Annotated in this window: 20 protein-coding genes and 1 other RNA gene; 9 read left to right on the plus strand and 12 right to left on the minus strand. The window is 69.2% G+C overall.

The features are described 5' to 3' along the window. Positions 1-7 precede the first annotated feature (7 nt). The gene (mobA, locus tag AC07OX_RS02505) at positions 8-652 is read left to right on the plus strand and encodes a molybdenum cofactor guanylyltransferase MobA (RefSeq protein WP_495259755.1); all 645 of its coding nucleotides are present in this window, start codon (positions 8-10) and stop codon (positions 650-652) included. Next, positions 649-1,965, plus strand: coding sequence for a molybdopterin molybdotransferase MoeA (moeA, locus tag AC07OX_RS02510; protein WP_495259756.1), 1,317 nt, complete (start codon positions 649-651; stop codon positions 1,963-1,965). Before mobA ends, moeA begins: the two co-directional genes overlap by 4 nt. A 10-nt stretch (positions 1,966-1,975) precedes the next feature. Here moeA and rnhA read toward each other — a convergent pair whose 3' ends face one another. Continuing rightward, positions 1,976-2,425 (minus strand): ribonuclease HI, encoded by a 450-nt coding sequence (rnhA, locus tag AC07OX_RS02515; RefSeq protein ID WP_095745544.1) that lies wholly within the window; start codon positions 2,423-2,425, stop codon positions 1,976-1,978. A gap of 66 nt (positions 2,426-2,491) precedes the next feature. Then, positions 2,492-3,253: a class I SAM-dependent methyltransferase gene (locus tag AC07OX_RS02520; RefSeq protein WP_495259757.1), complete on the minus strand. Its 762-nt coding sequence runs from the start codon at positions 3,251-3,253 to the stop codon at positions 2,492-2,494. On the opposite strand from AC07OX_RS02520, the gene gloB reads away from it, so the two are divergent. The 3 genes from gloB (at position 3,252) to AC07OX_RS02535 (ending at position 7,457) form a co-directional block, all read left to right on the plus strand. Then, positions 3,252-4,031: a hydroxyacylglutathione hydrolase gene (gene gloB, locus AC07OX_RS02525; protein ID WP_492676791.1), complete on the plus strand. Its 780-nt coding sequence runs from the start codon at positions 3,252-3,254 to the stop codon at positions 4,029-4,031. The two genes, AC07OX_RS02520 and gloB, sit on opposite strands and share 2 nt — an antisense overlap. Continuing rightward, positions 4,028-5,632: a transglycosylase SLT domain-containing protein gene (locus tag AC07OX_RS02530; RefSeq protein ID WP_495259758.1), complete on the plus strand. Its 1,605-nt coding sequence runs from the start codon at positions 4,028-4,030 to the stop codon at positions 5,630-5,632. The genes gloB and AC07OX_RS02530 overlap by 4 nt, the downstream gene beginning before the upstream one ends. Positions 5,633-5,696: 64 nt before the next feature. Beyond that, positions 5,697-7,457: a monovalent cation:proton antiporter-2 (CPA2) family protein gene (locus AC07OX_RS02535; RefSeq protein WP_095950227.1), complete on the plus strand. Its 1,761-nt coding sequence runs from the start codon at positions 5,697-5,699 to the stop codon at positions 7,455-7,457. Positions 7,458-7,475: 18 nt separating this feature from the next. Here the strand turns inward: AC07OX_RS02535 and AC07OX_RS02540 are convergent, their stop codons facing one another. The 7 genes from AC07OX_RS02540 to dnaX form a co-directional block, all read right to left on the minus strand. After that, on the minus strand, positions 7,476-8,309 hold the full coding sequence (locus AC07OX_RS02540) for an ABC transporter permease (RefSeq protein WP_062473112.1): 834 nt from the start codon (positions 8,307-8,309) through the stop codon (positions 7,476-7,478). Next, positions 8,306-9,121 (minus strand): ABC transporter ATP-binding protein, encoded by an 816-nt coding sequence (locus tag AC07OX_RS02545; protein WP_307586782.1) that lies wholly within the window; start codon positions 9,119-9,121, stop codon positions 8,306-8,308. Before AC07OX_RS02545 ends, AC07OX_RS02540 begins: the two co-directional genes overlap by 4 nt. Before the next feature lie 52 nt (positions 9,122-9,173). Next, entirely contained in the window at positions 9,174-10,211 is a 1,038-nt protein-coding gene (locus AC07OX_RS02550) for an ABC transporter substrate-binding protein (RefSeq protein WP_062473116.1), read from the minus strand. A gap of 138 nt (positions 10,212-10,349) precedes the next feature. Then, complete coding sequence (locus AC07OX_RS02555) at positions 10,350-10,742, minus strand: MAPEG family protein (RefSeq protein ID WP_495259760.1); 393 nt, start codon at positions 10,740-10,742, stop codon at positions 10,350-10,352. A 51-nt stretch (positions 10,743-10,793) separates the two neighbouring features. Further along, positions 10,794-11,384, minus strand: coding sequence for a recombination mediator RecR (recR, locus tag AC07OX_RS02560; RefSeq protein WP_062473120.1), 591 nt, complete (start codon positions 11,382-11,384; stop codon positions 10,794-10,796). Between the two features lie 7 nt (positions 11,385-11,391). Further along, positions 11,392-11,724 (minus strand): YbaB/EbfC family nucleoid-associated protein, encoded by a 333-nt coding sequence (locus AC07OX_RS02565; RefSeq protein WP_007836669.1) that lies wholly within the window; start codon positions 11,722-11,724, stop codon positions 11,392-11,394. Between the two features lie 73 nt (positions 11,725-11,797). Continuing rightward, positions 11,798-13,645 carry a DNA polymerase III subunit gamma/tau gene (gene dnaX, locus AC07OX_RS02570; RefSeq protein ID WP_495259761.1) on the minus strand — a complete coding sequence of 616 codons (1,848 nt, stop codon included), beginning with the start codon at positions 13,643-13,645 and terminating at the stop codon, positions 11,798-11,800. A 114-nt stretch (positions 13,646-13,759) separates the two neighbouring features. Here dnaX and ffs point away from each other — a divergent pair. Together ffs and AC07OX_RS02580 are read left to right on the plus strand one after the other, a co-directional pair. After that, an RNA gene (ffs, locus tag AC07OX_RS02575) (signal recognition particle sRNA small type) lies at positions 13,760-13,856 on the plus strand. A gap of 104 nt (positions 13,857-13,960) precedes the next feature. Then, positions 13,961-14,389, plus strand: a complete 429-nt coding sequence (locus tag AC07OX_RS02580) for a GNAT family N-acetyltransferase (RefSeq protein WP_495259762.1) — start codon at positions 13,961-13,963, stop codon at positions 14,387-14,389. A 13-nt stretch (positions 14,390-14,402) separates the two neighbouring features. Here the strand turns inward: AC07OX_RS02580 and AC07OX_RS02585 are convergent, their stop codons facing one another. Genes AC07OX_RS02585 through AC07OX_RS02595 form a run of 3 tightly spaced genes read right to left on the minus strand, consistent with a single transcriptional unit; the run spans position 14,403 to position 21,462 of the window. Then, positions 14,403-15,641, minus strand: coding sequence for a TIGR03862 family flavoprotein (locus AC07OX_RS02585; RefSeq protein ID WP_495259763.1), 1,239 nt, complete (start codon positions 15,639-15,641; stop codon positions 14,403-14,405). After that, positions 15,638-18,910: a UvrD-helicase domain-containing protein gene (locus AC07OX_RS02590; RefSeq protein ID WP_495259764.1), complete on the minus strand. Its 3,273-nt coding sequence runs from the start codon at positions 18,908-18,910 to the stop codon at positions 15,638-15,640. The genes AC07OX_RS02585 and AC07OX_RS02590 overlap by 4 nt, the downstream gene beginning before the upstream one ends. Beyond that, positions 18,907-21,462, minus strand: a complete 2,556-nt coding sequence (locus AC07OX_RS02595) for a PD-(D/E)XK nuclease family protein (protein WP_495259765.1) — start codon at positions 21,460-21,462, stop codon at positions 18,907-18,909. Before AC07OX_RS02595 ends, AC07OX_RS02590 begins: the two co-directional genes overlap by 4 nt. A gap of 160 nt (positions 21,463-21,622) precedes the next feature. On the opposite strand from AC07OX_RS02595, the gene trxA reads away from it, so the two are divergent. Next, complete coding sequence (gene trxA / locus AC07OX_RS02600) at positions 21,623-21,955, plus strand: thioredoxin TrxA (RefSeq protein ID WP_042578306.1); 333 nt, start codon at positions 21,623-21,625, stop codon at positions 21,953-21,955. 182 nt (positions 21,956-22,137) lie between these two features. Next, positions 22,138-23,403, plus strand: a complete 1,266-nt coding sequence (rho, locus tag AC07OX_RS02605) for a transcription termination factor Rho (protein WP_062473130.1) — start codon at positions 22,138-22,140, stop codon at positions 23,401-23,403. The last annotated feature ends 7 nt before the right edge of the window (positions 23,404-23,410 follow it).

Below are 23,410 nucleotides of genomic sequence, written 5' to 3' on the forward strand. Positions count from 1 at the left end.
GCCAGCCATGGGTACCACACCGGCCATCGCAGCGGCCGACATCACGGGCCTCGTGCTCGCCGGCGGGCGCGGCACCCGCATGGGCGGGGTCGACAAGGGCCTGCAACTGCTCCAGGGCGAAGTGCTCGCCGCACATGCCGTGCGGCGGCTGCGCCCGCAGGTCGGCCGCGTGCTGATCAACGCCAACCGGAATTTCGCGGCCTACGAAGCGCTGGGCGTGCCGGTGTTCGCCGACAGCGTGCCCGACCACCCCGGCCCGCTGGCCGGCATGCTGAGCGGGCTCGAACACTGCCCCACGCCCTGGCTGCTCACCGTGCCCTGCGACACGCCGCGCTTTCCGCCCAACCTGGCGACGCGGCTGGCCGAAGCCCTGGCCGCCGAAGGCCCCCACGCGCGCATCGCCATGGCCGCCGCGCCTGAAACCGAGGCCGACGGCCGCACGGTGCTGCGTCGCCAGCCGGTGTTCTGCCTGCTGCACATCGAACTGCGCGACAGCCTGCGCCGCTTTGTCGAGGAAGGCGGCCGCAAGGTCGGCGCCTGGACCGCGCAGCACAACGCCCTGACCGTTCCCTTCGACCGCCCCGGCGACGCGCCCGACGCCTTCTTCAACGCGAACACGCCGGCCGATCTGCAGACGCTCGAACAGCCATGAGCCGCATCGCCGCCATCGCCGCCGACCTCGCGGACTACGACGCGGGCGACCTCGACGTCGACACCGTCGCCGCCTTTCTCGCGCGCCTCGTCGCACCGCTGGCCGTGGCCGACACCGAAGAGGTCGCGCTGCGCGACGCGCTCGGCCGTGTGCTGGCCGACGACCTCGTCTCACCGGTGAGCGTGCCGCCGCACGACAACTCCGCCATGGACGGCTACGCCTTCGACGGCGCACTGCTGCCGGCCGATGCGCCCATCGACCATTCGCTCACGCTGCGCGTGGCGGGCACGGCGCTGGCCGGCTCGGCCTGGCGCGGCGCGCTCGGGCCGAACGACGCGGTGCGCATCATGACCGGCGCGATGATGCCGGCCGGCCTGGACACCGTGATCCCGCAGGAGTTCTGCAAGGTCGACGGCGACCAGGTCTGCTTTCCGGCCCGCGTGCTGGGCCGCGGCGACAACCGGCGCCTGGCCGGCGAAGACCTGATGCAGGGCCAGCCGGCGCTGCGGCGCGGCGAGCGCCTGTCGCCGGCCGCGCTCGGCATGGTCGCCAGCCTCGGCCTGGCGCGCGTGACCGTGCGGCGCCGGCTGCGCGTGGCGTACTTCTCGACCGGCGACGAAATCCTCTGCCTGGGCGACACGCCGCGCGAAGGCGCCGTGTACGACAGCAACCGCTACACCCTGTTCGGCCTGCTCACGCGGCTGGGCTGCGAGGTGGTCGACCTCGGTCTGGTGCACGACGACCCCGCCACGCTCGCCGCCACGCTGCAGCGCGCGGCGCGCGAAGCCGACGCCATCGTCACCAGCGGCGGCGTGAGCGCGGGCGCGGCCGACCACACGCGCGACGTGATGCAGCAACTGGGCGACATGGCCTTCTGGCGGGTCGCGATGCGGCCCGGCCGGCCGCTGGCGGTGGGGCTGATTCCGCGTCCGCGCGAGGCCGCGGCCACGTCGGCCGTGCTGTTCGGCCTGCCGGGCAACCCAGTGGCGGCGATGGTCGCCTTCCTGGCCTTCGTGCGGCCGGCGCTGCTGCGGCTGATGGGCTGCCACGACGCGGCCTGCGCCCCGCCGCCGCTGCTGCGCGCGCGCAGCGCCGGGCCCATCCGCAAGAAACCGGGGCGCACCGAGTACCAGCGCGGCGTCGTCCGCCAAGTGCCGGGGTCGTTGCCCGAGGTGCGGGTGGCGGCGCACCAGGGGTCGGGCGTGCTGAGCTCGATGCTCGAGGCCAACGGGCTCGTGGTGCTGCCCCACGAGCAGGGCCATGTCGACGCCGGCCAGGAAGTCGACGTGATGGTCTTCGAAGGGCTGATCTAGACCCTGCCGGTCAGATCCGGCCCAGGGCCTTGTCCACGCCCTTGTTGGCCAGCATGTCGGCCCGCTCGTTGCCCGGGTCGCCCGAGTGCCCCTTGACCCAGCGCCACTCGATCTGGTGGCCGCCCTCGGACACCAGCTTGTCGAGCTTCTGCCAGAGCTCGACGTTCTTCACGGGCTGCTTGGTCGAGGTGAGCCAGCCCTTGGCCTTCCAGCCGCGAATCCACTCGGTGATGCCCATGCGCACGTACTGGCTGTCCAGGTACAGCAGCACCTTGCAGGGCCGCTTGAGCGCGGCGAGCCCTTCGATCACGGCCGTGAGTTCCATGCGGTTGTTGGTGGTGTTGAGTTCACCGCCGAACAGTTCCTTCTCGGTGGGGCCCGACTTGAGCCACGCGCCCCAGCCGCCCGGTCCCGGGTTGCCCTTGCACGCGCCATCGGTGTAGATCACGACTTCGTTCAAACTGACTGTTCCTTTTTTCTCTAGCGTCATGCGGGCGATGCCGCCCGCGTCCATGGATTCGTTCGTTCACTGCTTGCTGCGGTGCACCTTGCCCGCGATGGGCACCGGCGCCGTCGCCCGCGCGCCGCTGCGGCGCCAGTCGGCGCTCAGCAGGCGCATGCCGCGCACGCGCTTCACCGCCACCAGGAAGTAGGCGGCGCCGAAGATCGGCCACCAGCGCTCGCCGGCAGTGTCCATCCAGCGCGAGCGCTCCAGCCAGGCGTCGCTGCGCACCGCCGGCCGGTAGATGCCGAAACGGCCCGACTCCACCTCGAAGCTCAGCAGGCGCAGCCAGTCGCGCATGCGCCAGTAGCCGATGAACTCGCCGGCCTCGGGCAGGAAGGTCTCGCCCAGGCCCAGCCGGCGGTACAGGTGCCCGCGGCGCTGCCGCAGGCCCCACAGGCTGGTCGGGTTCAGGCCGCAGATCACCACCCGGCCCTCGGGCACCAGCACCCGCTCGACCTCGCGCAGCGTGGCGTGCGGATCGGGACTGAGTTCCAAGGCGTGCGGCAGCACCACGAGATCGAGGCTGTTGGCCGCGAACGGCAAGGCGGCGAAATCGGTCACCAGCGTCGCCTTGCCGGCCCGCACCGGGTCGGTCAGGGCCAGCCAGCGGTGCGGCATGCGGTTGGCGCGCAGCCCATCGACCTCGGCGGCCCCGAGCTGCAAGGCGTGGTAACCGAAAACATCGGCCACCGCCTCGTCGAACTGGGCCTGCTCCCAGGCCAGGAGGTAGCGGCCGGGGGGGGTCGCGAACCAATCCTGCAAACCTATAATTTGACCGCTCATGACCCTTGTTCCGCTGCCCGCTTTTGCTGACAACTACATCTGGATGCTGCACGACGGGCACCACGCCATCGTGGTGGACCCGGGCGATGCCCAACCGGTGTTCGATGCGTTGGCGCACCACAAGCTGCAGCTGGCCGCGATTCTAGTCACGCACCACCACCCCGATCACACGGGCGGCGTGGCCGCGCTGCATGCGGCTACGGGTGCGAAGGTGTGGGGCCCCGCGCGCGAGCGCATCCCCGAGCCCTTCACGCCGCTGGTGCAAGGCGACATCGCCCAGGCCCTGGGCCTGCGCTTCGAGGTCATCGACGTGCCAGGCCACACGGCCGGGCACATCGCCTACTTCCTGCCGGCCTCGGCCGCGCAGGCCCCCGTGCTGTTCTGCGGCGACACCCTTTTCTCCGGCGGCTGCGGTCGCCTGTTCGAAGGCACGCCCGCGCAGATGCTCGCCTCGCTCGACGCCCTGGCGGCGCTGCCCGGCGACACGCGCGTGTGCTGTGCGCACGAATACACACTTGCTAACCTGAAGTTCGCCCGCGCCGTGGAACCCGGCAACGACGAACTCACTCACTACAACGCGCATTGCGAAAGCCTGCGCGCACAGGGGCAGCCCACGCTGCCGTCGCAACTGGCGATCGAACGCCGGATCAACCCCTTTCTTCGCAGCCGCGAAGCCACCGTCTTTCGAGCAGTGCGGGCCCATGCCGAGCTTTCCGCGGATGCCGCCGAAGCCGAGGTGTTCGCCGCCCTGCGCCAATGGAAAAACGACTTCCGATGAAATTTATCGTTGCCACCTGCCTTGCAGGCTCCCTGGTACTCGCGGGCTGCGCGGGCACGGACAACAGCGCTTCTTCCTCCACCTACGCCAAGGCCGGCGCCTCCGCCGGCGGCACGGGCGCCCGCCCGTCGGGCAGCGCCACCCCGGTCTATCCGCGCGACAGCAACCTCAGCCCGCTCACCAGCGGCCAGGCGCGTTCGCAGAGCGTGGTCACGCTGGCACCGCCCGCCGACATGTGGGATCGCATCCGTCGCGGTTTCAAGATGCCCAACCTGGAAAGCGACCTGGTGCGCGACCGCGAGCAGTGGTACGCCAGCCGGCCCGACTACATCCAGCGCATGACCGAGCGCTCGAACAAGTACATCTTCCACATCGTCGAGGAGCTCGAGCGCCGCAACATGCCGACCGAGCTGGCGCTGCTGCCGTACATCGAGAGCGCCTTCAACCCGCAGGCCGTGTCCAGCGCGCGCGCCGCCGGCATGTGGCAGTTCATGCCCGCCACCGGCACCGACTTCGACCTGAAGCAGAACATCTTCCGCGACGACCGCCGCGACGTGGTGGCCTCCACCCGCGCCGCGCTCGACTACCTGCAAAAGCTCTACGGCATGTTCGGCGACTGGCAGCTTGCACTGGCCGCCTACAACTGGGGCGAAGGCAGCGTGGGACGCGCCATCGCCAAGAACCAGCGCCTGGGCCTGCCCACCACCTACAGCGACCTGTCGATGCCGGCCGAGACCCGACTGTACGTGCCCAAGCTGCAGGCCGTGAAGAACATCGTGGCCAACCCGCAGGCCTTCAACGCCGAGCTGCCGCTGATCGCCAACCACCCCTACTTCCAGACCGTGCCGCTCACGCGCGACCTCGACGTGGAACTGGCGGCCAAGCTGGCCGACGTGCGCATCGAGGACTTCCGCGCGCTCAACCCCGCCGCCCACAAGCCCGTGCTGATCGCGGCCGGCACCTCCGAGATCCTGCTGCCCTGGGACAACGCGGCGGTCTTCAAGCGCAACTTCGACGCCTACACGCAGGGCCAGTACGCCAGCTGGACCGCCTGGGTCGTGCCCACCACCATGACGGTGGCCGACGCCGCCCAGCGCTCGGGCATGAGCGAATCGGACCTGCGCGCGCTCAACAACGTGCCGCCGCGCATGCTCATCAAGGCCGGCTCCACGCTGATCGTGCCCCGCGGCGCACGCGTGAAGGAAGACGTGGCGGCGGTCGTGGCCGACGGCGGCCACCTGAGCTTCCAGCCCGAGATCATCACGCGCCGCACCACCGTCAAGGCCGGCCGCTCGGACAACGTGGCGAGCATCGCGCGCCGCTACAACCTCAAGCCCGCGGCCGTGGCCGACTGGAACGACGTCAACCCCAACCACGCCTTCAAGCGCGGCTACAGCGTGGTCGTGTACCTGCCGGTGCGCGCCACGCCCGCGGCGCGCGTCGGCTCGGGTGCCGCGCCCGCGCGTGGCCGGGGCGCGGCGGTGGTCACATCCAAGCGCGGCGGCGCGCCGGTGAAGGCCGCCGCACGCGGCAGCAGCAGCGCCAAGCAGGCTGTGGTGCGCCAGCCGCGCGGCGGCACGCCGTCCAAGCGCAAGCGCTGACCCCTGCCCTGCCGGCGGGCGGTGCCGGGCCCGGACAAGAAAAGCGACATCAGGAGGACAGGCCATGGCAGTCGAAGGAAGCGCGGGCGATCTCATCAAGGTCGTCACGTTGTTGGGGGCCGCCGTCGTGGCCGTGCCGCTGTTCAAGCGGCTCGGGCTGGGCTCCGTGCTCGGCTACCTGGCGGCGGGCCTGGCCATCGGGCCCTTCGGCTTCGGCCTCTTCACCGACCCGCAGACCATCCTTCACACGGCCGAACTCGGTGTCGTGATGTTCCTCTTCGTGATCGGGCTCGAGATGCGCCCGTCGCACCTGTGGAGCATGCGGCGCGACATCTTCGGCCTGGGCAGCCTGCAGGTGGTGGTGTGCGGCATCCTGCTGACCGGCGTGGGCATGGCCTTCGGCTTCCCGCTCGCCGTCTCGTTCGTGTGTGCGATGGGCTTCGTGCTCACCTCCACGGCCATCGTGATGCAGCTGCTCGGTGAACGCGGCGACATCGCCGCGCCGCGCGGCCAGAAGATCGTCGCCGTGCTGCTCTTCGAAGATCTGCTGATCGTGCCGCTGCTGGCCATCGTCGCCTTCATCGCACCGGTGGATGCGGCGCAACAGGCCATTGCGCCTTCGCGCTGGATCGGCATCGGCATTGCCGTGGGTGCGCTCGCGGCGCTGGTGGCGGCCGGCATCTGGCTGCTCAATCCGCTGTTCCGCGTGCTCGCCAACTCCAAGGCGCGCGAGGTGATGACGGCCGCGGCGCTGCTCGTGGTGCTGGGCGCGGCGCTGCTGATGCAGGTCGGCGGCCTGTCGATGGCCATGGGCGCCTTCCTGGCCGGCGTGCTGCTCTCCGAATCGACCTTCCGCCACCAGCTCGAAGCCGATATCGAACCCTTCCGCGGGCTGCTGCTCGGGCTGTTCTTCATCGGCGTGGGCATGTCGCTCGACCTCGCGGTGGTGGCGCAGAACTGGCAGCTCATCGTCGCGGGCGTGATCTCGATGATGGTGGTCAAGGCGCTGTGCATCTACGGCGTGGCGCGGCTCGCCAAGAGTTCGCCCGCCGATGCGCTCGACCGCGCCGTGCTGATGGCACAGGGCGGCGAGTTCGCCTTCGTGCTGTTCTCGTCGGCGCTCGCCGCCAAGGTCATCAGCCCGACGGTCAACGCCAACATGACGGCGGTGGTGGTGCTGTCGATGGCGCTCACGCCGCTGGTGGTGCTGGCGCATCGCCGCTTCGCGCCCACCGCGCAGGCCTCGATGGAGGGCGTGGAGAAAGCCGAAGAACTGGCCGGCAACGTGCTCGTCATCGGCTTCGGCCGCTTCGGGCAGATCGCGATCCAGGGCGCGCTGGCGCGCGGTGCGTCCATCTCCATCATCGACAACGACACGCAGGTGATCCGCGACGCCGCCGACTTCGGCTTCAAGGTGTACTACGGCGACGGCGCACGCGCCGACGTGCTGCACGCGGCGGGCGCGCACAACGCCCGCGCGATCATGGTGTGCATCGACAACCGCGCCGTGGCCACGCGCATCGCCGAACACGTGAAGGCCGAGTTCCCGCATGCGCACCTGATGGTGCGCGCCTTCGATCGCGAGCATGCGGTGGAGCTCGTGAAGCTCGACGTCGACTACCAGATCCGCGAGACCTTCGAATCGGCCATGGCCTTCGGCCGCCAGGGCGTGGTCGCACTGGGCGCCACGCCCGAGGAAGCCGACGAAGTGATCGACGACCTGCGCCGCCGCGACAAGGAACGGCTGGTGCTCGAGATGTCCGGCGGCCTCTTCGCGGGACGCGCGCTGGTGCAGGTCAACACCGAAACGCGCCAGACCCACTGAACGCGCTGAACGCGCGGCTCAGAGCTTTTCAGTCTCTCCGCTGCGCGGCTGCCACTTCATGAGCCGCTTCTCGATCAGGCCCACGAGCCCGTCGAGCGCCAGCGCGAAAGCCGTGAGCACCACGATGCCGGCGAAGACCGTGTTCACGTCGAAGGTGCCCTCGGCCTGCAGGATCAGGTAGCCCACGCCGCGCGCCGAGCCCAGGTACTCCCCCACCACCGCGCCGACGAAGGCCAGGCCCACGGAGGTGTGCAGGCTGGAGAACACCCAGCTCGTGGCGCTGGGCAGGTACACCGTGCGCAGCAGCTGCCGCTGGTTGGCGCCCAGCATCTTTGCGTTGGCCAGCACCACCGGGCTCACTTCGCGCACGCCCTGGTAGACGTTGAAGAACACGATGAAGAACACCAGCGTGACGGCCAGCGCCACCTTGCTCCAGATGCCCAGGCCGAACCACAGCGCGAAGATCGGCGCGAGGATCACGCGCGGCATCGAGTTGGCAGCCTTGATGTACGGATCGAGGATCAGGCTCGCCGTGGGCGCCAGCGCCAGCCACAGGCCGCAACCCAGTCCGAGCGCCGTGCCGATGCCGAAGGCCAGCACCGTTTCGAGCAGCGTCGTGCCCAGGTGGCGGTAGATGTCGGCGTTGCCCTTCAGGCCTTCGGGAAACAGCAGGTTCGGCGGCACCTCGAAGGGCAGGAACCAGCTCCAGATGCGCCCCGCCACCACGATCGGCTGGCCGAGGAAGAACGCGATCTGGTCGTTGCGCGAAGCCACGTGCCACAGCACAAGGATCACAGCGAGCAGCGCGAGCTGCCAGAAGCGTGCATGGCGTGCATCGAGGCGCGGCATCATGCGGCCTTCCTCAGTTGCTGCGCGTAGCCCTTGAGCACCTCGTCGCGCAGCACCTCCCAGATCTGGCGATGCAGCTCCACGAAGCGCGGCTGCGTGCGCACCTCGGCCACGTCGCGCGGACGCGGCAGGTCGATCACGAACTCGCCGATCGGCCGCGTCGCCGGGCCGGCCGACAGCACCACCACGCGGTCGCTCATCGCAATCGCTTCGTCGAGGTCGTGCGTGATGAAGAGCACCGCCTTCTTCTTCGCGCTCCAGAGTTCGAGCACTTCGTTTTCCATCAGCTGCCGCGTCTGCACGTCGAGTGCGCTGAAGGGCTCGTCCATGAGGATGATGTCGGGGTCGAGCACCAGCGTCTGCGCCAGCGCCACGCGCTTGCGCATGCCGCCCGAGAGCTGGTGCGGGTAGCGGTCGCCGAAGCCCGTGAGGCCCACGCGCGACAGCCAGGCCTCGGCCTGCGCGTGCGCCTCGGCATCGGGCACGCCGCGGTACTGCAGCCCCACCTTCACGTTGTCGATGGCGCTGCGCCACGGCATCAGCGCCTCGGTCTGGAACATGTAGCCGGCGCGCTTATTGACGCCCGTGAGCGGCTGGCCGAACACCTTCACCCCGCCCGACGACGGCTCGAGCAAGCCCGCGCCCACGTTCAGCAGCGTCGACTTGCCGCAGCCCGTGGGCCCGACCACCGAGACGAACTCGCCCGCGCCGATGCGCAGCGTGGTGTCGTCCACCGCCGTGTAGCGCTGGCCCGGGTCGTCCTTCGAAAGAAAGGTGCAGCGGATGGAAAGGAGTTCGAGTGCGTAGTCGGACATGGCGCTCCGGAAGAAAAAACCCGGCCGAAGCCGGGTTGCTGAACGTTCGCAATCAGGCTTTGAACCTGTCTTTCGCACGCTTTGCAAAATCGTTGGTGTAGGTCCTGGCGAGGTCGATCTTGTCGGCCTTGACCGAGGTGTCGAAGCTCGCGATGGCGTTGAGCGCCGTCTTCGGTCCTTCGGCCGGCACGAGGCCGTCGGTGGCGATGGACTCGCGCACCTTGTCGAACGACGCGAGGTACAGCGCGCGGTCGCCGAGCAGGTAGGTCTCGGGCACGGTCTTGATGATGTCGCCCGGCCCCGCCGTCTGCAGCCACTTGAGGCCACGCACGATCGCGTTGGCCAGCGCCTGGCAGGTGTTGGGGTGCTTCTGGATGAAGTCGATCGGCGCGTAGAGGCAGGCCGCGGGCATCGGCCCGCCGAACACCTGCTCGGTGCCCTTGAGCGTGCGCGTGTCGCTGATGATCTTCACGTCGCCCTTCTGCTCCAGCATGGTCATCACCGGGTCGGTGTTGCTGATGGCGTCGATCTGGCCCGAGCGCAGCGCGGTGAGCGCACCGGCCGCCACGCCCACGCCGATGAAGCTCACGTCACTGGCCTTGAGGCCGCCGCGCGAGAGCACGAGGTTGGCCACCATGTTGGTCGAGGAGCCCGGCGCCGAGACGCCGATCTTCTTGCCCTTGAGGTCCTGGATGCCGGTGTAGCCCGCCATGTTCTTCGTCGACACGCCCACCGCGATCTGCGGTGCGCGGCCCTGCAGCACGAAGGCCTGGAAGAACTGGTTCTTGGCCTGCAGGTTGATCGTGTGCTCGTAGGCACCCGAGCAGACGTCGGCCGAGCCACCCACCACCGCTTGCAGTGCGCGCGCACCGCCGGCGAAGTCGGAGATTTCCACTTCGAGCCCTTCGGCCTTGAAGTAGCCCAGCTGCTCGGAGATGGTGAGCGGCAGGTAGTAGAACGCCGCCTTGCCGCCCACCGCGATGGAGACCTTGGTTTTCTCCAGCTTGGCCTGCTGCGCAAAGACCCGCGGCAATGCAATCGCTGCGGCAGCGACTGCGGAGGCGGAGATGAGGGTTCTGCGATGAAGCATGGCGCGGTCCTGCGGGCTCTGTGATTCTGGTGAACTGAATCGAGCTTAGGCGTGCGCCCTGTGGGCCTGCATCGGGGTCATCCCGTGCGGGTTTTCACGTAAGCACGAAGGCCTCCTGGAGAAGCCTTCGCCAAGGCGCTATCGCGCCAGAAAAAGTATCGCGATATTGACCAGGAACGCGAGTGCCCAGACCGCGCTGCGCGCGCTCGGCGCGCCGCGGATGTAGAGCGCGAGATAGATCACCCGCAGCACCACGTAGGCTACCGCGAGCATGTCGAGCCGCGCCTGCGCCACGCCGAGCTGGTGCGCGATGAGCACCGCGCCGATGAAGAACGGCAGGCCTTCGAAGCTGTTGGCCTGCGCGCTGTTGGCGCGTGCGCGCCAGCCGCTTTGCTTGGCAGCCCAGTCGCGCGGATGCATGTTGTCGCGCACGCCAAAGCTGCCCGCCTTCGCGATCCATGCCGCGAGGTACGGCAGGCCGCAGGCGATGAACACGCACCAGTAGGCGATGGTGAGCAAGGAGAAGGTCATGGTGGCGACAACAGGAGGGAAGAACGAACGCGGCCTTGAACAGGCCGCGCGTCAGCGGCGATCGACCAGCGCGTGCGCGATCGTGCCGAGGTCGACGTACTCGAGCTCGCTGCCGGCCGGCACGCCGCGCGCCAGGCGCGTCACGGTGAGCCCGTGCTGCTTGAGCGCCTCGCCGATCACGTGCGCCGTGGCCTCGCCTTCGGCGGTGAAGTTGGTTGCGAGGATGACCTCGCTCACCGTGCCGTCGCGTGCGCGGTCGAACAGCTTCTGCAGGCCGATGTCCTTCGGCCCGATGCCGTCGAGCGGACTGAGCTTGCCCATGAGCACGAAGTAGTAGCCGCGAAAGGCGCCCGTGCGTTCGAGCGCGGCCTGGTCGGCCGGCGTCTCGACCACGCACAGCTTGGTGCCGTCGCGCCGCGAGTCCATGCAGACATGACAGATCGGCGCTTCGGTGAAGGTGTTGCACAGCTCGCAGTGCCGCACCTGGCCTGCCGCCTGCTGCAACGCGCGCGCGAGCAGCTGCGCGCCCTCGCGGTCGTGCTGCAGCAGGTGGAAGGCCATGCGCGAGGCCGACTTGACGCCGACACCGGGCAACCGGCGCAGCGCATCGACCAGCGCATCGAGCGAACTGGCGTCTGCCATGCCTCGCTTAGAACGGGAGCTTCATGCCGGGCGGCAGGCCGGGCATGCCGGCCGTCAGCTTGCCCATCTTCTGCTCGCTGGTTTCCTCGGCCTTGCGCACGGCGGCGTTGAAGGCAGCAGCCACGAGGTCTTCGAGCATGTCCTTGTCGTCGGCCAGCAGGCTGGGGTCGATGGTGATGCGCTTGACGTCGTGCTTGCAGGTCATGACGACCTTGACGAGACCGGCGCCCGACTCGCCTTCGACCTCGATGTGCGCCAGTTCTTCCTGGGCCTTCTTGAGGTTGTCCTGCATTGCCTGCGCCTGCTTCATGAGGCCGGCCAGTTGTCCTTTGTTGAACATCGTTGGTCCTGTCTGTGATGGGTTGGTGATGGAAAGAATACGGTCGAAAAATGCGGCGACTGCGACGCCGGCTTCAGAGGGGCTTCAGCGATCCGGGCACGATCTTCGCATCGAAGTCGCGCATCAGCATCTGCACCTCGGGGTCGCTGCGGATGGCTTCCTCGGCCACCCGCTGGCGCTCGTCGGCCGCCTGCTTGTTGCGGCGCGCCGGGCTGTCGACCACGCCGCCGATCTCGATGGCCAGCCTCACATTGTGGCCGAGGCCCTGCAGCGCCGCCGTGAGCTTCTCGCGGCTGGACGGCTGGTTGAGGGTTTCGCGCTCGATGCGCAGCATCCACTGGTCGGTGTCGCGCGCCACCAGCTGCGACTGCAGCGCCAGTTCGCGCGCCAGTGCTGCGACGCTTTCGGCGGCGACGAGCTGCATGACCGTGGCATGCCAGAAGTCGCCCTCTTCGCTCGGCGGGATCGGGGTGTAGGTGCTGCGCTGTTCTTCTTCGCGCGGCACGTCGCGCTGGCCGGGCGGCGGCTGCACGCGGATCGGCACGCCGACCACATGGGCTGCGGGGGCGTCGGACGCCTCTTGCGGGGCAGGCCGGGGCATGGGCTGGCGCTGCGGGGCATCGACCACCGCGAGCCGCTGGCCGGCCGGCGCGGGTTGCGCGGGCGGTTGCGAAGGCGCGGCAGCAGGTGCCGAATCGGGCACCGAAGGCCGGGAAACCGGGGTGGCTTCGCGCGCGGGAGCCCGCGGCGCGGCGCCACCGGCGTCATTCAGAGTTTTTTTTTCCGTGGAGGCCGTCGAGGCGGCCGCATGGGAAGGCTTGAAGGCCAGCAGCCGCAACAGCACCATGGTCAGCGCCGCGTACTCGTCGGGCGCTAGGCCCAGCTCGCCGCGCCCATGCAGGCACAGGCTGTACAGCAGCTGCGTTTCGTCGGCAGGCATCAGCGACGCCAGGCGCGCCGTGTCGGCCGCGTCGGGGTCGGTGGCCGCATCGGCCGATTCGGCGCGCGAGGGCACGGCCTGCAGCACGGCCATGGCCTGCAGCACCGCCGTCATTTCTTCGAGCGTGGACGCGGCGGACATGCCGTCGCGACGCAGCGCCTCGGAGGTGTCGACGACGGTCTTGCCGTCGCCTTGTGCCAGCGCTTCGATCAGGCGGAACACATGGCCGCGATCGACGCTGCCGAGCATCTGGCGCACGCCGGTCTCGAGCAGCTCGCCGTTGCCGAAGGCGATGGCCTGGTCGGTGAGCGAGAGCGCATCGCGCATCGAGCCGCGCGCCGCGCGCGCGAGCAGGCGCAGGGCTTGCGGCTCGGCCGGCACCTGTTCGGTCTGCAGCACGCTCGTGAGGTGTTCGAGCACCGTCTCGGGCGCCATCGGCCGCAGGTTGAACTGCAGGCAGCGCGACAGCACCGTGACCGGCACCTTCTGCGGATCGGTCGTGGCCAGCACGAACTTGAGGTACTCGGGCGGCTCCTCGAGCGTCTTGAGCATCGCGTTGAACGCGGTGTTCGTGAGCATGTGCACTTCGTCGATCATGAAGACCTTGAAGCGCCCCTGCACCGGCTTGTAGACCGCCTGTTCGAGCAGCGACTGCACTTCGTCCACGCCGCGGTTGGAGGCCGCGTCGAGCTCGGTGTAGTCGACGAAGCGGCCCGAGTCGATGTCCTGGCAGGCCTGGCACACGCCGCAGGGCGTGGCCGTGATGCCGCCCTGCCCGTCCGGGCCCTGGCAGTTGAGCGACTTGGCCAGGATGCGCGACACCGTGGTCTTGCCCACGCCCCGCGTCCCGGTGAACAGATAGGCGTGGTGCAGGCGCTGCGTCGTCAGCGCGTTTTCCAGCGCCTGGACCACATGCCCCTGACCGACCATCTCACCGAAGGTTTTCGGACGGAACTTGCGAGCGAGCACGAGATAAGACATTGCGGGCATTCTAAAAGGCGCGGCGGGGGTCACTTCACGCTTGTTTCCCATCCGCCGTCGAAATGATTCACGCCCCGGCCAAGGGGGCAAATCCGCGCGGTTAGAATGCAGGCTGACGGGCCTCCCTGCATGGTGAAGTGGCCAACCGGGTCAGGTGGGGAACCAAGCAGCCCTAACTGCGTAGTCAGTGCCAGGGGTAAGGCTCGTCAACCTAACATCTAGAAGCCGTGAGTTCCTTTGCAGAGAACTTACGCGCCGTGTCCAGGGGTTACCGACCCGGACACCTCAAATTCCCAGAACTTAGCGCAGCCCTCCATGAACTTGGACATCCGGCCCGCCCGCATCAGTGATCTCGAAGCGTTGGTGCGCCTCGACTCCGTGGCCGCGCGCGATGCGCACCGCGCCGTTCAGATCAAAGGCTGGATCGAAGATCGCTTTTGCCATGTGATCGAGACGAATGGCGAGATCGCCGCCTACGGCGTGCTGCACCACCACTTCTTCGACTGCGGCTTCATCGAGATGCTCATGGTCGGCGAGCCATTTCGCCGCAGGCGACTCGGCCTGAGGCTCGTCGATCACTTCCAGTCGATCTGCGAACGCCCCAAGCTCTTCACCTCGACGAATCGCTCCAACACGGCGATGCACGCGCTGCTGAAAGAAGCCGGGTTCAGGGAGAGCGGCCACATCGACAACCTCGATGCGGACGACCCCGAGCAGGTCTTTTTCTGGCCGTGCAAGCGCTGAGCAGCGCCTGCCGCTACAGCCCCAGCCGCTGGATCGCGCCGCGCGCCGCAGCCGCGCCGCTGGCCATCGCCGCCGTGAGCAGGTAGCCGCCGGTCGGCGCTTCCCAGTCGAGCATCTCCCCGGCCGCGAACACGCCGGGCAGCGCCGTCGCCATCAGGGCCGGATCGAGCGCGTCGAAGCGCACGCCGCCCGCCGTGCTGATCGCCTCGTCGACCGGCCGCGTCGCGACCAGCTTCAGCGGCACCGCCTTGATGGTGGCCGCCAGTTGCGCCGGGTCCTGCATCGCTTCCTTGCTCAGCGCTTCGTGCAGCACGCCCGCCTTGATGCCCTCGATGCCGAGACGGCTCTTGAGATGGCTGCTCAGCGAACGCGCGCCGCGCGGATGCTTCACCGCGGCGAGCACCTGTTCGGCGCTGCGGTCGGGCAGCAGGTCGAGCAGCAGCGTCGCACTGCCGTTCGCTGCAATCTCGTCACGCAGCAGCGCCGACGCCGCGTAGACCAGGCTGCCTTCGATGCCGGTGGCCGTGACGACGAACTCGCCCTTGCGCGCAAAGTGCCGACCCTGGCTGTCGGTGAAGGCGATCGCGACCGATTTGAAAGGCTGCCCCGCGAAACGGCTCGAAAAATGCTCGCTCCAGCCTGCGCCGTCGAAGCCGCAATTGGCGGGCAGCAGCGGCGCCACCGCCACGCCCTGCGCTAGCAGCCACGGAGCCCACGCCCCGTCGGAGCCCAGGCGCGCCCAGCTCGCGCCGCCCAGGGCCAGCACCACGGCATCGGCCTTGGCGCTGACCTCGCCCGCCGGCGTCGCGAAGCGCAGCGCGTTCGCATCGAAGGCCCCATCACCCACCCAGCGATGCCGCATGTGGAATTGCACGCCCGCGGCGCGCAAACGATGCAGCCAGGCGCGCAGCAAGGGCGCGGCCTTCATGTCGGTCGGGAACACGCGACCCGAGGTGCCGACGAAGGTCTCGATGCCCAGTCCGGCCGCCCACTCGCGCGCCTGTTGCGGACCGAATTTGGCGAGCAGCGGCTCGAGTTGCGCGCGGCGCTCGCCGAAGCGGGTCACGAACACGTCGAAGGGCTCGGAGTGCGTGAGGTTGAGGCCGCCGCGGCCGGCCAGCAGGAACTTGCGGCCCACCGAGGGCATCGCGTCGTACACATGCACCTGGGCGCCGGACGCGCTCAGCACTTCGGCCGCCATCAGGCCGGCAGGTCCGCCGCCGATGACGGCGACGGTAGAAGAAACAGTCATTCGAGATTCACCAGTTCGCCCTGCCCGGTCAGGAACGCGGCGCGCACCGTGGCACCGGGGTAGGCATGTTGCACGGCAGCGCGGTAGCGCTGCATCTGTGCGATCAGGGCCGCGTCCCGTTCGGGGCGCGCGGCCGATTTGTAGTCGAGGATCCACCATGCGCCGGTGGCGCGCTCGCGCACCAGCCGGTCGATGCGCAAGGTATCGCCCTCGTGGACCAGCGTGACTTCGTTGCCATGCCAGTCGATGCTGCGATCGTCCCACACCCAGGCCCCGGCGCCCGCGCGGATGCGCTGGGCCAGCGCCGCGGCGCCACGTGCCTGCTGCGGATCGAGCATGAATTCGCGCGCGGCCGCCCGCACATGGGCCGGCGGCAAGGCTTCGCCGGGCACCGCCCATTCGAGCAGCCGGTGCATGGCCTGGCCGAACGCGGCGGCGCGCGCGTCGACCGTGGCGTCTTGCGTCTTTTTCTTTTCTGGCGGCGCACCGGTTGCAGCCACGAGCGCTGCGGGCAGGCGCTTCATCGCGAAGGTGCCCACCCCGGTCTCGCCGGCGGCGGACGCTTCGACCAGCGGCTCGTCGGCCTCGGTCGGCTCGCACAACGGCTCCAGCCGCGCCCACCAGCTGCCCTCGTTGGCGCGCGACGGCTTCACCGACGACAGCACCAGCCGCTCGCGCGCCCGCGTGGTCGCCACGTAGAGCCCGTTGAGTTCTTCGCGGTGGCGCGCGCGCTGCTCCTCCTCGAGCAGCGCGGCGGCGCAGGCCGGCGGGGTCTTCTCGCTGGCCAGGAACACGAAGCGCGTCGGCGCGCTGTCGCTGCCCTTCCATTCGACCAGCACGCCCATGGTCTGGGCGCGCGGCGGCGGCGCGTCGCAGTCGAGCATCAGCACGGTGTCGGCCTCGAGGCCCTTGGCGCCGTGCACGGTCAGCAGCTGCACGGCTTCGGGCGCGGCCACGGTGGGCGCGCGCACGCCGCCCGCGCGCAAGGCGCGCACCAGGGCATAAGGCGTCGCGAAGCGCGCACCGTCGATGTCGAGCGAGGCAGCGACCAGCCCGCGCAAATTGGCCAGCGCGCTCTGGCGCAACGCCGCCGGCACGGCGGCGCCGAACTTCGCAAGCACATCGCCATCGTGAAAGATCGCGTCCAGCGCGTCGTGCGGCGGCATTGCCATCAGCCAACGCTGCCAACGGCGCAGTTGCACGCCCGCCTCGGTCAGCACAGGCGGCAGGCCTTCGCCCTTCTGGATCAGCGAGAACCAGCTGGCCACCGGCGTCTCGCGCTGGCAACGGGCCAGCTGCACCAGCGTGTCGTCGTCGATGCCGAACAGCGGAGACTTGAGCGCGCGCGCCAGCGACAGGTCGTGCGCGGGCGACACCAGCGCGTCGAGCAGCGCGACCACGTCCTGCACCTCGGGTGCGTCGTTCAGGTCGTTCTTCTCGGGCTGCTGCACGGGGATGTGGCGACGGCGCAGCGCGTCCTGCATGGCCGACAGCCGGCTGCGGCGGCGCGCCAGCACCATGATCTGGCGCGGCGGCGTGCCGTCGGCGATGCGCTGCGCGACCCAGCGCGCAGCCTGCTCGCATTCCTTCTGCAACAGCTGTTCTTCGGGCAGCACGCGCGGCGTGACGAGGCTGTCGCGCCAGTGCAGCATGCCGTCGTCGGCCGGCGCGGCGGCCACCGTGGTGTCGAGCGCATCGCGGTCGATGGCGGGCAACTTCAGCAGCTCGCCCTCGTCGCCGCGCTCGGTGGTGTGGGCGCGGTAGCCGTCGAACTCGCCGACCGCCTGCGCGGCCAGCATCGCGCTGTTGACGAGGCCGACCACGGCGCGCGCGTTGCGGTGCGTGTGGTCGCAGTTGAGCAGTTCGCCGCCGAGCCCTTCGCGCACGAACTTCTTGGCGGCGATGAACACCTGCGGCTCGGCGCGGCGGAAACGGTAGATGCTCTGCTTGGGGTCGCCCACGATGAACACGCGCGGCGCGCTGCCGCCCGCGCCGGTGTAGGCGCTGAGCCAGCCGTAGAGCGCCTGCCACTGCAGCGGGTTGGTGTCCTGGAACTCGTCGATCAGCAGGTGCGCGACGCGCGCGTCGAGCCGCTCCTGCACCCAGCCCGACAGCGCCGACTGGCCCAGGAGCAGCTGCGCGGCCTGCTCGACGTCGTTCATGTCGACCCAGCCGTGCGCGCGCTTGACCTCGCCGAAGGCGGTGATCAGCAGGCGCGTGAGTCGCGTCATGCGCTGCTGGTAGAGGCAGGCCGCGTGCTGCGCCTGCGCGGCGCACAGCAGCTGCAGTTCGGTCTCGGCCTCTTGCGCGGCGGGGAATTTCTGCAGGTTCTTGGTGAGCCGGTCTTCGCTGGCGACGAAGAAGGTCTTGCGCAGCACGGCGAGCGCGTCGGCCAGCGCCTCAGGCGCGGGCTCGCCCGTGCCGAACACGTCGATGATGGCTTCGGCCGCCTTCTGCGGTGTCTTGTTGGCCTCGCGGCCGAGGGCGGCGGCGCGGTCGAGCCAGCGACGGCGCACGGCATCGCCGCGCAGCGCGTCGGTCGGCACCTCCAGCCCCTGCAGGGCTGGGTACAGCACGTCGAACGGCGTCACGGCATCCTGGGGATCGGACAGCGAGAACTCGACGCGCTTCGACAGCGCCTCGCCCAGCGCCTTCGCCGTCTGCGAGCGGCCGTGGGTGGCGACGACGGCGTAGTAGTCGGCCAGCGCGCGCGCGTCGCCGGTCACGGCCTCGAAGAACGGCCGCCAGGTGTGGTTGCGCGCCTCCGCATCGTCTTCGAGCAGCTCGTAGTTCGCGGGCAGCCCCAGCTCGCGCAGCACGGCGAGCGGCGCATTGCGCAGCAGGCCCGCGAACCACGCGTGGAAGGTGCGGAGCTGCACCGGACGCCCACCTTCGAGCAGGCGCCGGTAGAGCCCCTGCAGGCGCGGCACGGCCGCCTGCGCGGCCTCCGGCGTCATGCCGCGCATCACGAGCTCGCGCTGCGACGCGGCCGGATCGAGCTCGGCGAACAGCGCGAGCCACTGGTCGAGCCGCTCGCGCATCTCGCCGGCGGCCTTCTTGGTGAAGGTGATGGCCAGGATCTCGTGCGGCTCGCAGGCGGAATCGCCCTCCTCGAGCAGCGCGCGCACGATGCGCGACACCAGCATCCAGGTCTTGCCGGCGCCCGCGCAGGCCTCGACCGCAACCGAGCGCCGCGGATCGCAGGCGACGGTGTAGAAGGCCTCGCGCGCGACGTGCCGGCCGTTGTGTTCGTAGGCAGCGCCGTTCATGGCGTGACCTCCCAGAAATCCTTGCGGCACAGGCCGCGTGCGGCACAGAAATCGCAGACGCTGCCCTCGCCCAGCGGCGGCAGCGGCGCGCCCTGCGCGATGCGCGCGAAGTCGTCGATGATGCCGGCGACCAGCGCATCGCGCGCCTCGACCACGGCGGGCTGCTCGACGGTCTGCGTGCCGGACGACTTCTCGCCCACGTTGACGTAGGCCGCACGCAAGGTGTCGTCGGCCACCAGCGCGGCGTAGAAGGCGAGCTGCGTGTCCTCGGTCGGGTCCTTCACGCGCTCCTTGGTGACGGAGGCGGTCTCGGTCTTGTAGTCGATCACGAAGGGCTGGCCGTCGGCCGTGCGGTCGACGCGGTCGAGCCGGCCGACCAGCCGCAGGGCGCCCAAGGGCTGCTCTTTCCAGGGTTCGGCCTCGACGAAGACCGCCCCGTCTGCTTCATGTTTCGCGAGCCAGTCGAGATACCCGTCGCGCACCGCCGGCCACGCGGCGGCGAAGGGCAGGAATTCGGCGTCGGAGTAGCCGAGCGTCTGCGTGACATCGCGCGCGGTGTCGGCCAGCAGCGCGGCGCGCGCTTGCGCATCGTTGATCGGCGCGTCGCGCAGGGTCTCGTGGAACTGGCCGAGCACCGCATGCAGCCAGTTGCCGAAGTCGCGCTTGTCGACCTCGGCATCGAGCTCGTCGGCGGTGCGCAGGCCCAGCTGGCGCAGCGCGAAGAAGCGATAGGGACAGCGCCGCAGGTCTTCGTAGACACTGGTCGACACGTTGGTGAGCGGCAGCAGCGCGCCCGAGGGCGTGGGCCGCAGGGTCGGCGTGACGGCGACGTCGCGCGGCGTGCGCGGATCGACGCCCGGCTGCAATGCGTGCGCGAGCTGCAGGGCCTGCACCAGCGGGCTCGGCCGCACGGGTTCGCCGCTGGCGTCGGAATGACGCCAGACCAGGTCGCAGTTCGGGTTGCGCGTGGCCATGGCCCAGGCCGCGCGCTGCGCGGCCTCCAGCACCTCGCGCGAGGCCAACCCCAGGTCGAGGCGCTGCGCCGCGCTCCAGTTGCCCGGCGGCTCGGGCGACGCGGGCATGCGGCGGTCGTCACAGCCGGGAATGACGACGGCGCCGAAGACGCGGCCCAGCAACTGGTTCATCGGCAGCACGGACACCTTGGGGGTCTCGTCGCCGGCGGGCGGCACGAAGCTGGCGTCTTCGAGCACGTCGCGCGCCCAGGCCGTGAACTCGGCGAGGCTGTGGCGCCCGCCGGGGAACTCGTCTTCCTCGCCGTGCGCGTCGGCATCGAGCCAGAGCGCGGCGATCACCTTGGCGCCCGCGAAGTCGGCGGCGAGCGCGTCCCACTGCTCGCCGGCCGTCAGCAGCTCGCGCAGTGCGCGGTGCCACTCGGCCAGCGAGCGCGCGCGCGCCATCGGGGCGCGGCGGGCTTCGATGGTGGCGGTGAACGTGCGCAGGCTTTCGTCCTGCGGCTTGTCGCTGCGCGCGATCAACGCGCACCAGGCCTGCCAGTCGCGCACGCCTTCGCGTCGCAGGCGCATTTCGAGCGACTGCACGGCGAACCCATCGACCTCGGCGCCGCTCTTGAGCCATTCGAGGACCTGGTCGGTGGCAGCGTCGTGCGCGCAGGCGCGCAAGGCACTCATCAGCGTGGCGGCGGCGCGCGTCGTGGACAGCTTCCAGCCGGTTTCGTCGTGCGTGACGATGCCCTGCGTGCTCAGTTGGGCACTGATGCGGCGGGTGAGCGCGCGGTCGGTGGCAACGAGCGCGACCGGCGCGCGGCCCTCGGCCAGGTGCTGCAGCACGCAGGCGGCGGCCAGCTGGGCCTCGTCCTCGGGGTCGAGCGCCACGTGCGCGTGGGCCGCAGACGGCGGGGCATCGGCGGGCACGAGCGGAATGCGGATCACGCGGTCGCCCCACAGCGCGCACAGGGCCTGCGTGAGCGGATCGGTCTGGAAGCCCTCGAGCACGATCAGCGCATCGACCTGACTGCGCGCCGCATCGCGCAGCAGCACGTCGGTCGCGTAGCCCGAGTTCGCGGCCCAGGCCACGGCGACACGGATCAGCGCGCTCTCGATGCGGAACCACTCCGACTCGCTACCCGCCTCTGCCACCTTGGCTGCGCTCTGTGCCCAGTCGCCGCCGCGCACGTCAGGCGCCACGGCGGATGCCAGCGGCGCCAGCTGATAGGCCAGCTCGACCACGCGCCCCGCGAGCGCGAAGCGTTCGGCCTGGAAGCCCGACTGTGCGAGCAGGCCCTGCGCCGTGACCAGGTCGCGCGCCATGTCGAAGGCAATGTCGTAGCCGGACGGCAGGAAGCCACCCGCGCTGCGCGCCCAGTTGTGCGTAGTCTCGAAGCGCGGCACGAAGCCCGGGCTGCCGCAGCGCGCCCACATGCCGCGCGCGACCGCCATCAGCTGCGCGTACGGCACCAGCACCACGGTGCGCGCCGCATGCAGCTGCCGCTCGTCGAGCGCGCGCACGATCCGCGCGACGACGCCGTCGGCGGGATCGCACCACAGGGCCTGGACGGGGTGGCCTTCGTTCATGTTCTATCGAGGGGGTTGAGGGGGTCGGCGGCAGGGCCGCAAAGGGCTTTGGCTATCGCCGCCATAGCCGGGCCGCATGGCACGTCACCCCTTGGTTTCTGTCACAATGACCAGCACTTTAGCTGCACCGAAACTCTCTCTGCGCACAAGGACACATCACATGGCCAGCGAACTGATCAAACACATCTCCGATTCTTCCTTCGAGGCCGACGTGCTCAAGTCCAGCCAGCCGGTTCTGGTCGACTACTGGGCCGAATGGTGCGGTCCCTGCAAGATGATCGCCCCGATCCTGGACGAAGTCTCGGCCACCTACGAAGGCAAGCTGCAGATCGCCAAGCTCAACGTCGACGAGAACCGCGACATCCCTGCCAAGTTCGGCATTCGCGGCATCCCCACGCTGATGCTGTTCAAGGACGGCCAGCTGGCCGCCACCAAGGTCGGCGCCATGAGCAAGGCGCAACTCACGGCCTTCATCGACCAGCAACTCGCCTGATGCATTTCTTCCGGCCAGCGCGCAATGCGTTGGCCGGGGCGATTTTCCTGTCATAATCGCCCTCAGTTCACCGGGCCTTTCATCAGGCAACCGGTTCGAGTTCCCCGGTTCGTGAGGCAGTTCTTGCCCCACATCAAACCTCCCCCCGTTCCCGATTCGATTACCCCTCCAGGGGTCGTTCCATGCACTTAAACGAACTCAAGGCACTCCACGTGTCTGAAGTCTTCAAGCAGGCTGAGGCGCTTGAGATCGAAAACATCGGCCGCATGCGCAAGCAAGAGCTGATGTTCGCGATCATCAAGAAGCGCGCCAAGGCCGGCGAACAGGTCTTCGCCGACGGTGTGCTCGAAATCCTGCCCGACGGCTTCGGCTTCCTGCGCAGCCCGGACACCAGCTTCACGGCCAGCACCGACGACATCTACATCTCGCCCAGCCAGGTGCGGCGCTTCAACCTGCACACCGGCGACATGATCGAAGGCGAAGTGCGCACGCCCAAGGACGGCGAGCGCTACTTCGCACTGACCAAGCTGGACAAGGTCAACGACGGCGCACCCGAAGCCAACAAGCACAAGGTGATGTTCGAGAACCTGACGCCGCTGTTCCCCAAGGAACAGATGAAGCTGGAACGCGAAGGCGTCAAGGGCGAAGAGAACCTCACCGGCCGCATCATCGACATCATCGCCCCCATCGGCAAAGGCCAGCGCGCCCTGCTCGTGGCGCCGCCCAAGAGCGGCAAGACGGTGATGATGCAGCACATCGCCCACGCGATCAGCGCCAACTACCCCGACGTGCACATGATGGTGCTGCTCGTGGACGAGCGCCCTGAAGAAGTGACCGAAATGCAGCGCACGGTGAAGGGCGAAGTCATTGCTTCGACCTTCGACGAGCCCGCAGCGCGCCACGTGCACGTCGCCGAAATGGTGATCGAGCGCGCCAAGCGCCTGGTCGAACTCAAGAAGGACGTGGTGATCCTGCTGGACTCGATCACGCGTCTGGCCCGCGCCTACAACAACGTCGTGCCCTCGTCGGGCAAGGTGCTGACCGGCGGTGTCGATTCGAACGCGCTGCAGCGCCCCAAGCGCTTCCTGGGCGCCGCGCGCAACGTGGAAGAAGGCGGCTCGCTGACCATCATCGGCACCGCGCTGATCGATACCGGCAGCCGCATGGACGAAGTGATCTTCGAAGAGTTCAAGGGCACCGGCAACTCCGAAATCCACCTGGACCGCCGCCTGTACGAAAAGCGCGTGTTCCCCTCGATCCAGCTCAACCGCAGCGGCACGCGCCGCGAAGAACTGCTGCTGGCCCCCGAGATCCTGCAGAAGACTCGCATCCTGCGTCAGCTCATGTACAACATGGACGAGATCGAGTCGATGGAGCTGATGCTCAAGAACATGAAGGCGACCAAGACCAATGTCGAGTTCTTCGACATGATGCGTCGCGGCGGCTGAGCTTCAG

The sequence above is a fragment of the Variovorax sp. GW821-FHT09D07 genome (assembly GCF_059416345.1).

Coding starts and splice junctions, on each gene's coding strand:
- mobA (WP_495259755.1), top strand. CDS start 8: ATGGGTACCACACCGGCCATCGCAGCGGCCGACATCACGGGCCTCGTG.
- moeA (WP_495259756.1), top strand. CDS start 649: ATGAGCCGCATCGCCGCCATCGCCGCCGACCTCGCGGACTACGACGCG.
- gloB (WP_492676791.1), top strand. CDS start 3,252: ATGACCCTTGTTCCGCTGCCCGCTTTTGCTGACAACTACATCTGGATG.
- AC07OX_RS02520 (WP_495259757.1), bottom strand. CDS start 3,253: ATGAGCGGTCAAATTATAGGTTTGCAGGATTGGTTCGCGACCCCCCCC.
- AC07OX_RS02530 (WP_495259758.1), top strand. CDS start 4,028: ATGAAATTTATCGTTGCCACCTGCCTTGCAGGCTCCCTGGTACTCGCG.
- AC07OX_RS02535 (WP_095950227.1), top strand. CDS start 5,697: ATGGCAGTCGAAGGAAGCGCGGGCGATCTCATCAAGGTCGTCACGTTG.
- AC07OX_RS02540 (WP_062473112.1), bottom strand. CDS start 8,309: ATGATGCCGCGCCTCGATGCACGCCATGCACGCTTCTGGCAGCTCGCG.
- AC07OX_RS02545 (WP_307586782.1), bottom strand. CDS start 9,121: ATGTCCGACTACGCACTCGAACTCCTTTCCATCCGCTGCACCTTTCTT.
- AC07OX_RS02550 (WP_062473116.1), bottom strand. CDS start 10,211: ATGCTTCATCGCAGAACCCTCATCTCCGCCTCCGCAGTCGCTGCCGCA.
- AC07OX_RS02555 (WP_495259760.1), bottom strand. CDS start 10,742: ATGACCTTCTCCTTGCTCACCATCGCCTACTGGTGCGTGTTCATCGCC.
- recR (WP_062473120.1), bottom strand. CDS start 11,384: ATGGCAGACGCCAGTTCGCTCGATGCGCTGGTCGATGCGCTGCGCCGG.
- AC07OX_RS02565 (WP_007836669.1), bottom strand. CDS start 11,724: ATGTTCAACAAAGGACAACTGGCCGGCCTCATGAAGCAGGCGCAGGCA.
- dnaX (WP_495259761.1), bottom strand. CDS start 13,645: ATGTCTTATCTCGTGCTCGCTCGCAAGTTCCGTCCGAAAACCTTCGGT.
- AC07OX_RS02580 (WP_495259762.1), top strand. CDS start 13,961: ATGAACTTGGACATCCGGCCCGCCCGCATCAGTGATCTCGAAGCGTTG.
- AC07OX_RS02585 (WP_495259763.1), bottom strand. CDS start 15,641: ATGACTGTTTCTTCTACCGTCGCCGTCATCGGCGGCGGACCTGCCGGC.
- AC07OX_RS02590 (WP_495259764.1), bottom strand. CDS start 18,910: ATGAACGGCGCTGCCTACGAACACAACGGCCGGCACGTCGCGCGCGAG.
- AC07OX_RS02595 (WP_495259765.1), bottom strand. CDS start 21,462: ATGAACGAAGGCCACCCCGTCCAGGCCCTGTGGTGCGATCCCGCCGAC.
- trxA (WP_042578306.1), top strand. CDS start 21,623: ATGGCCAGCGAACTGATCAAACACATCTCCGATTCTTCCTTCGAGGCC.
- rho (WP_062473130.1), top strand. CDS start 22,138: ATGCACTTAAACGAACTCAAGGCACTCCACGTGTCTGAAGTCTTCAAG.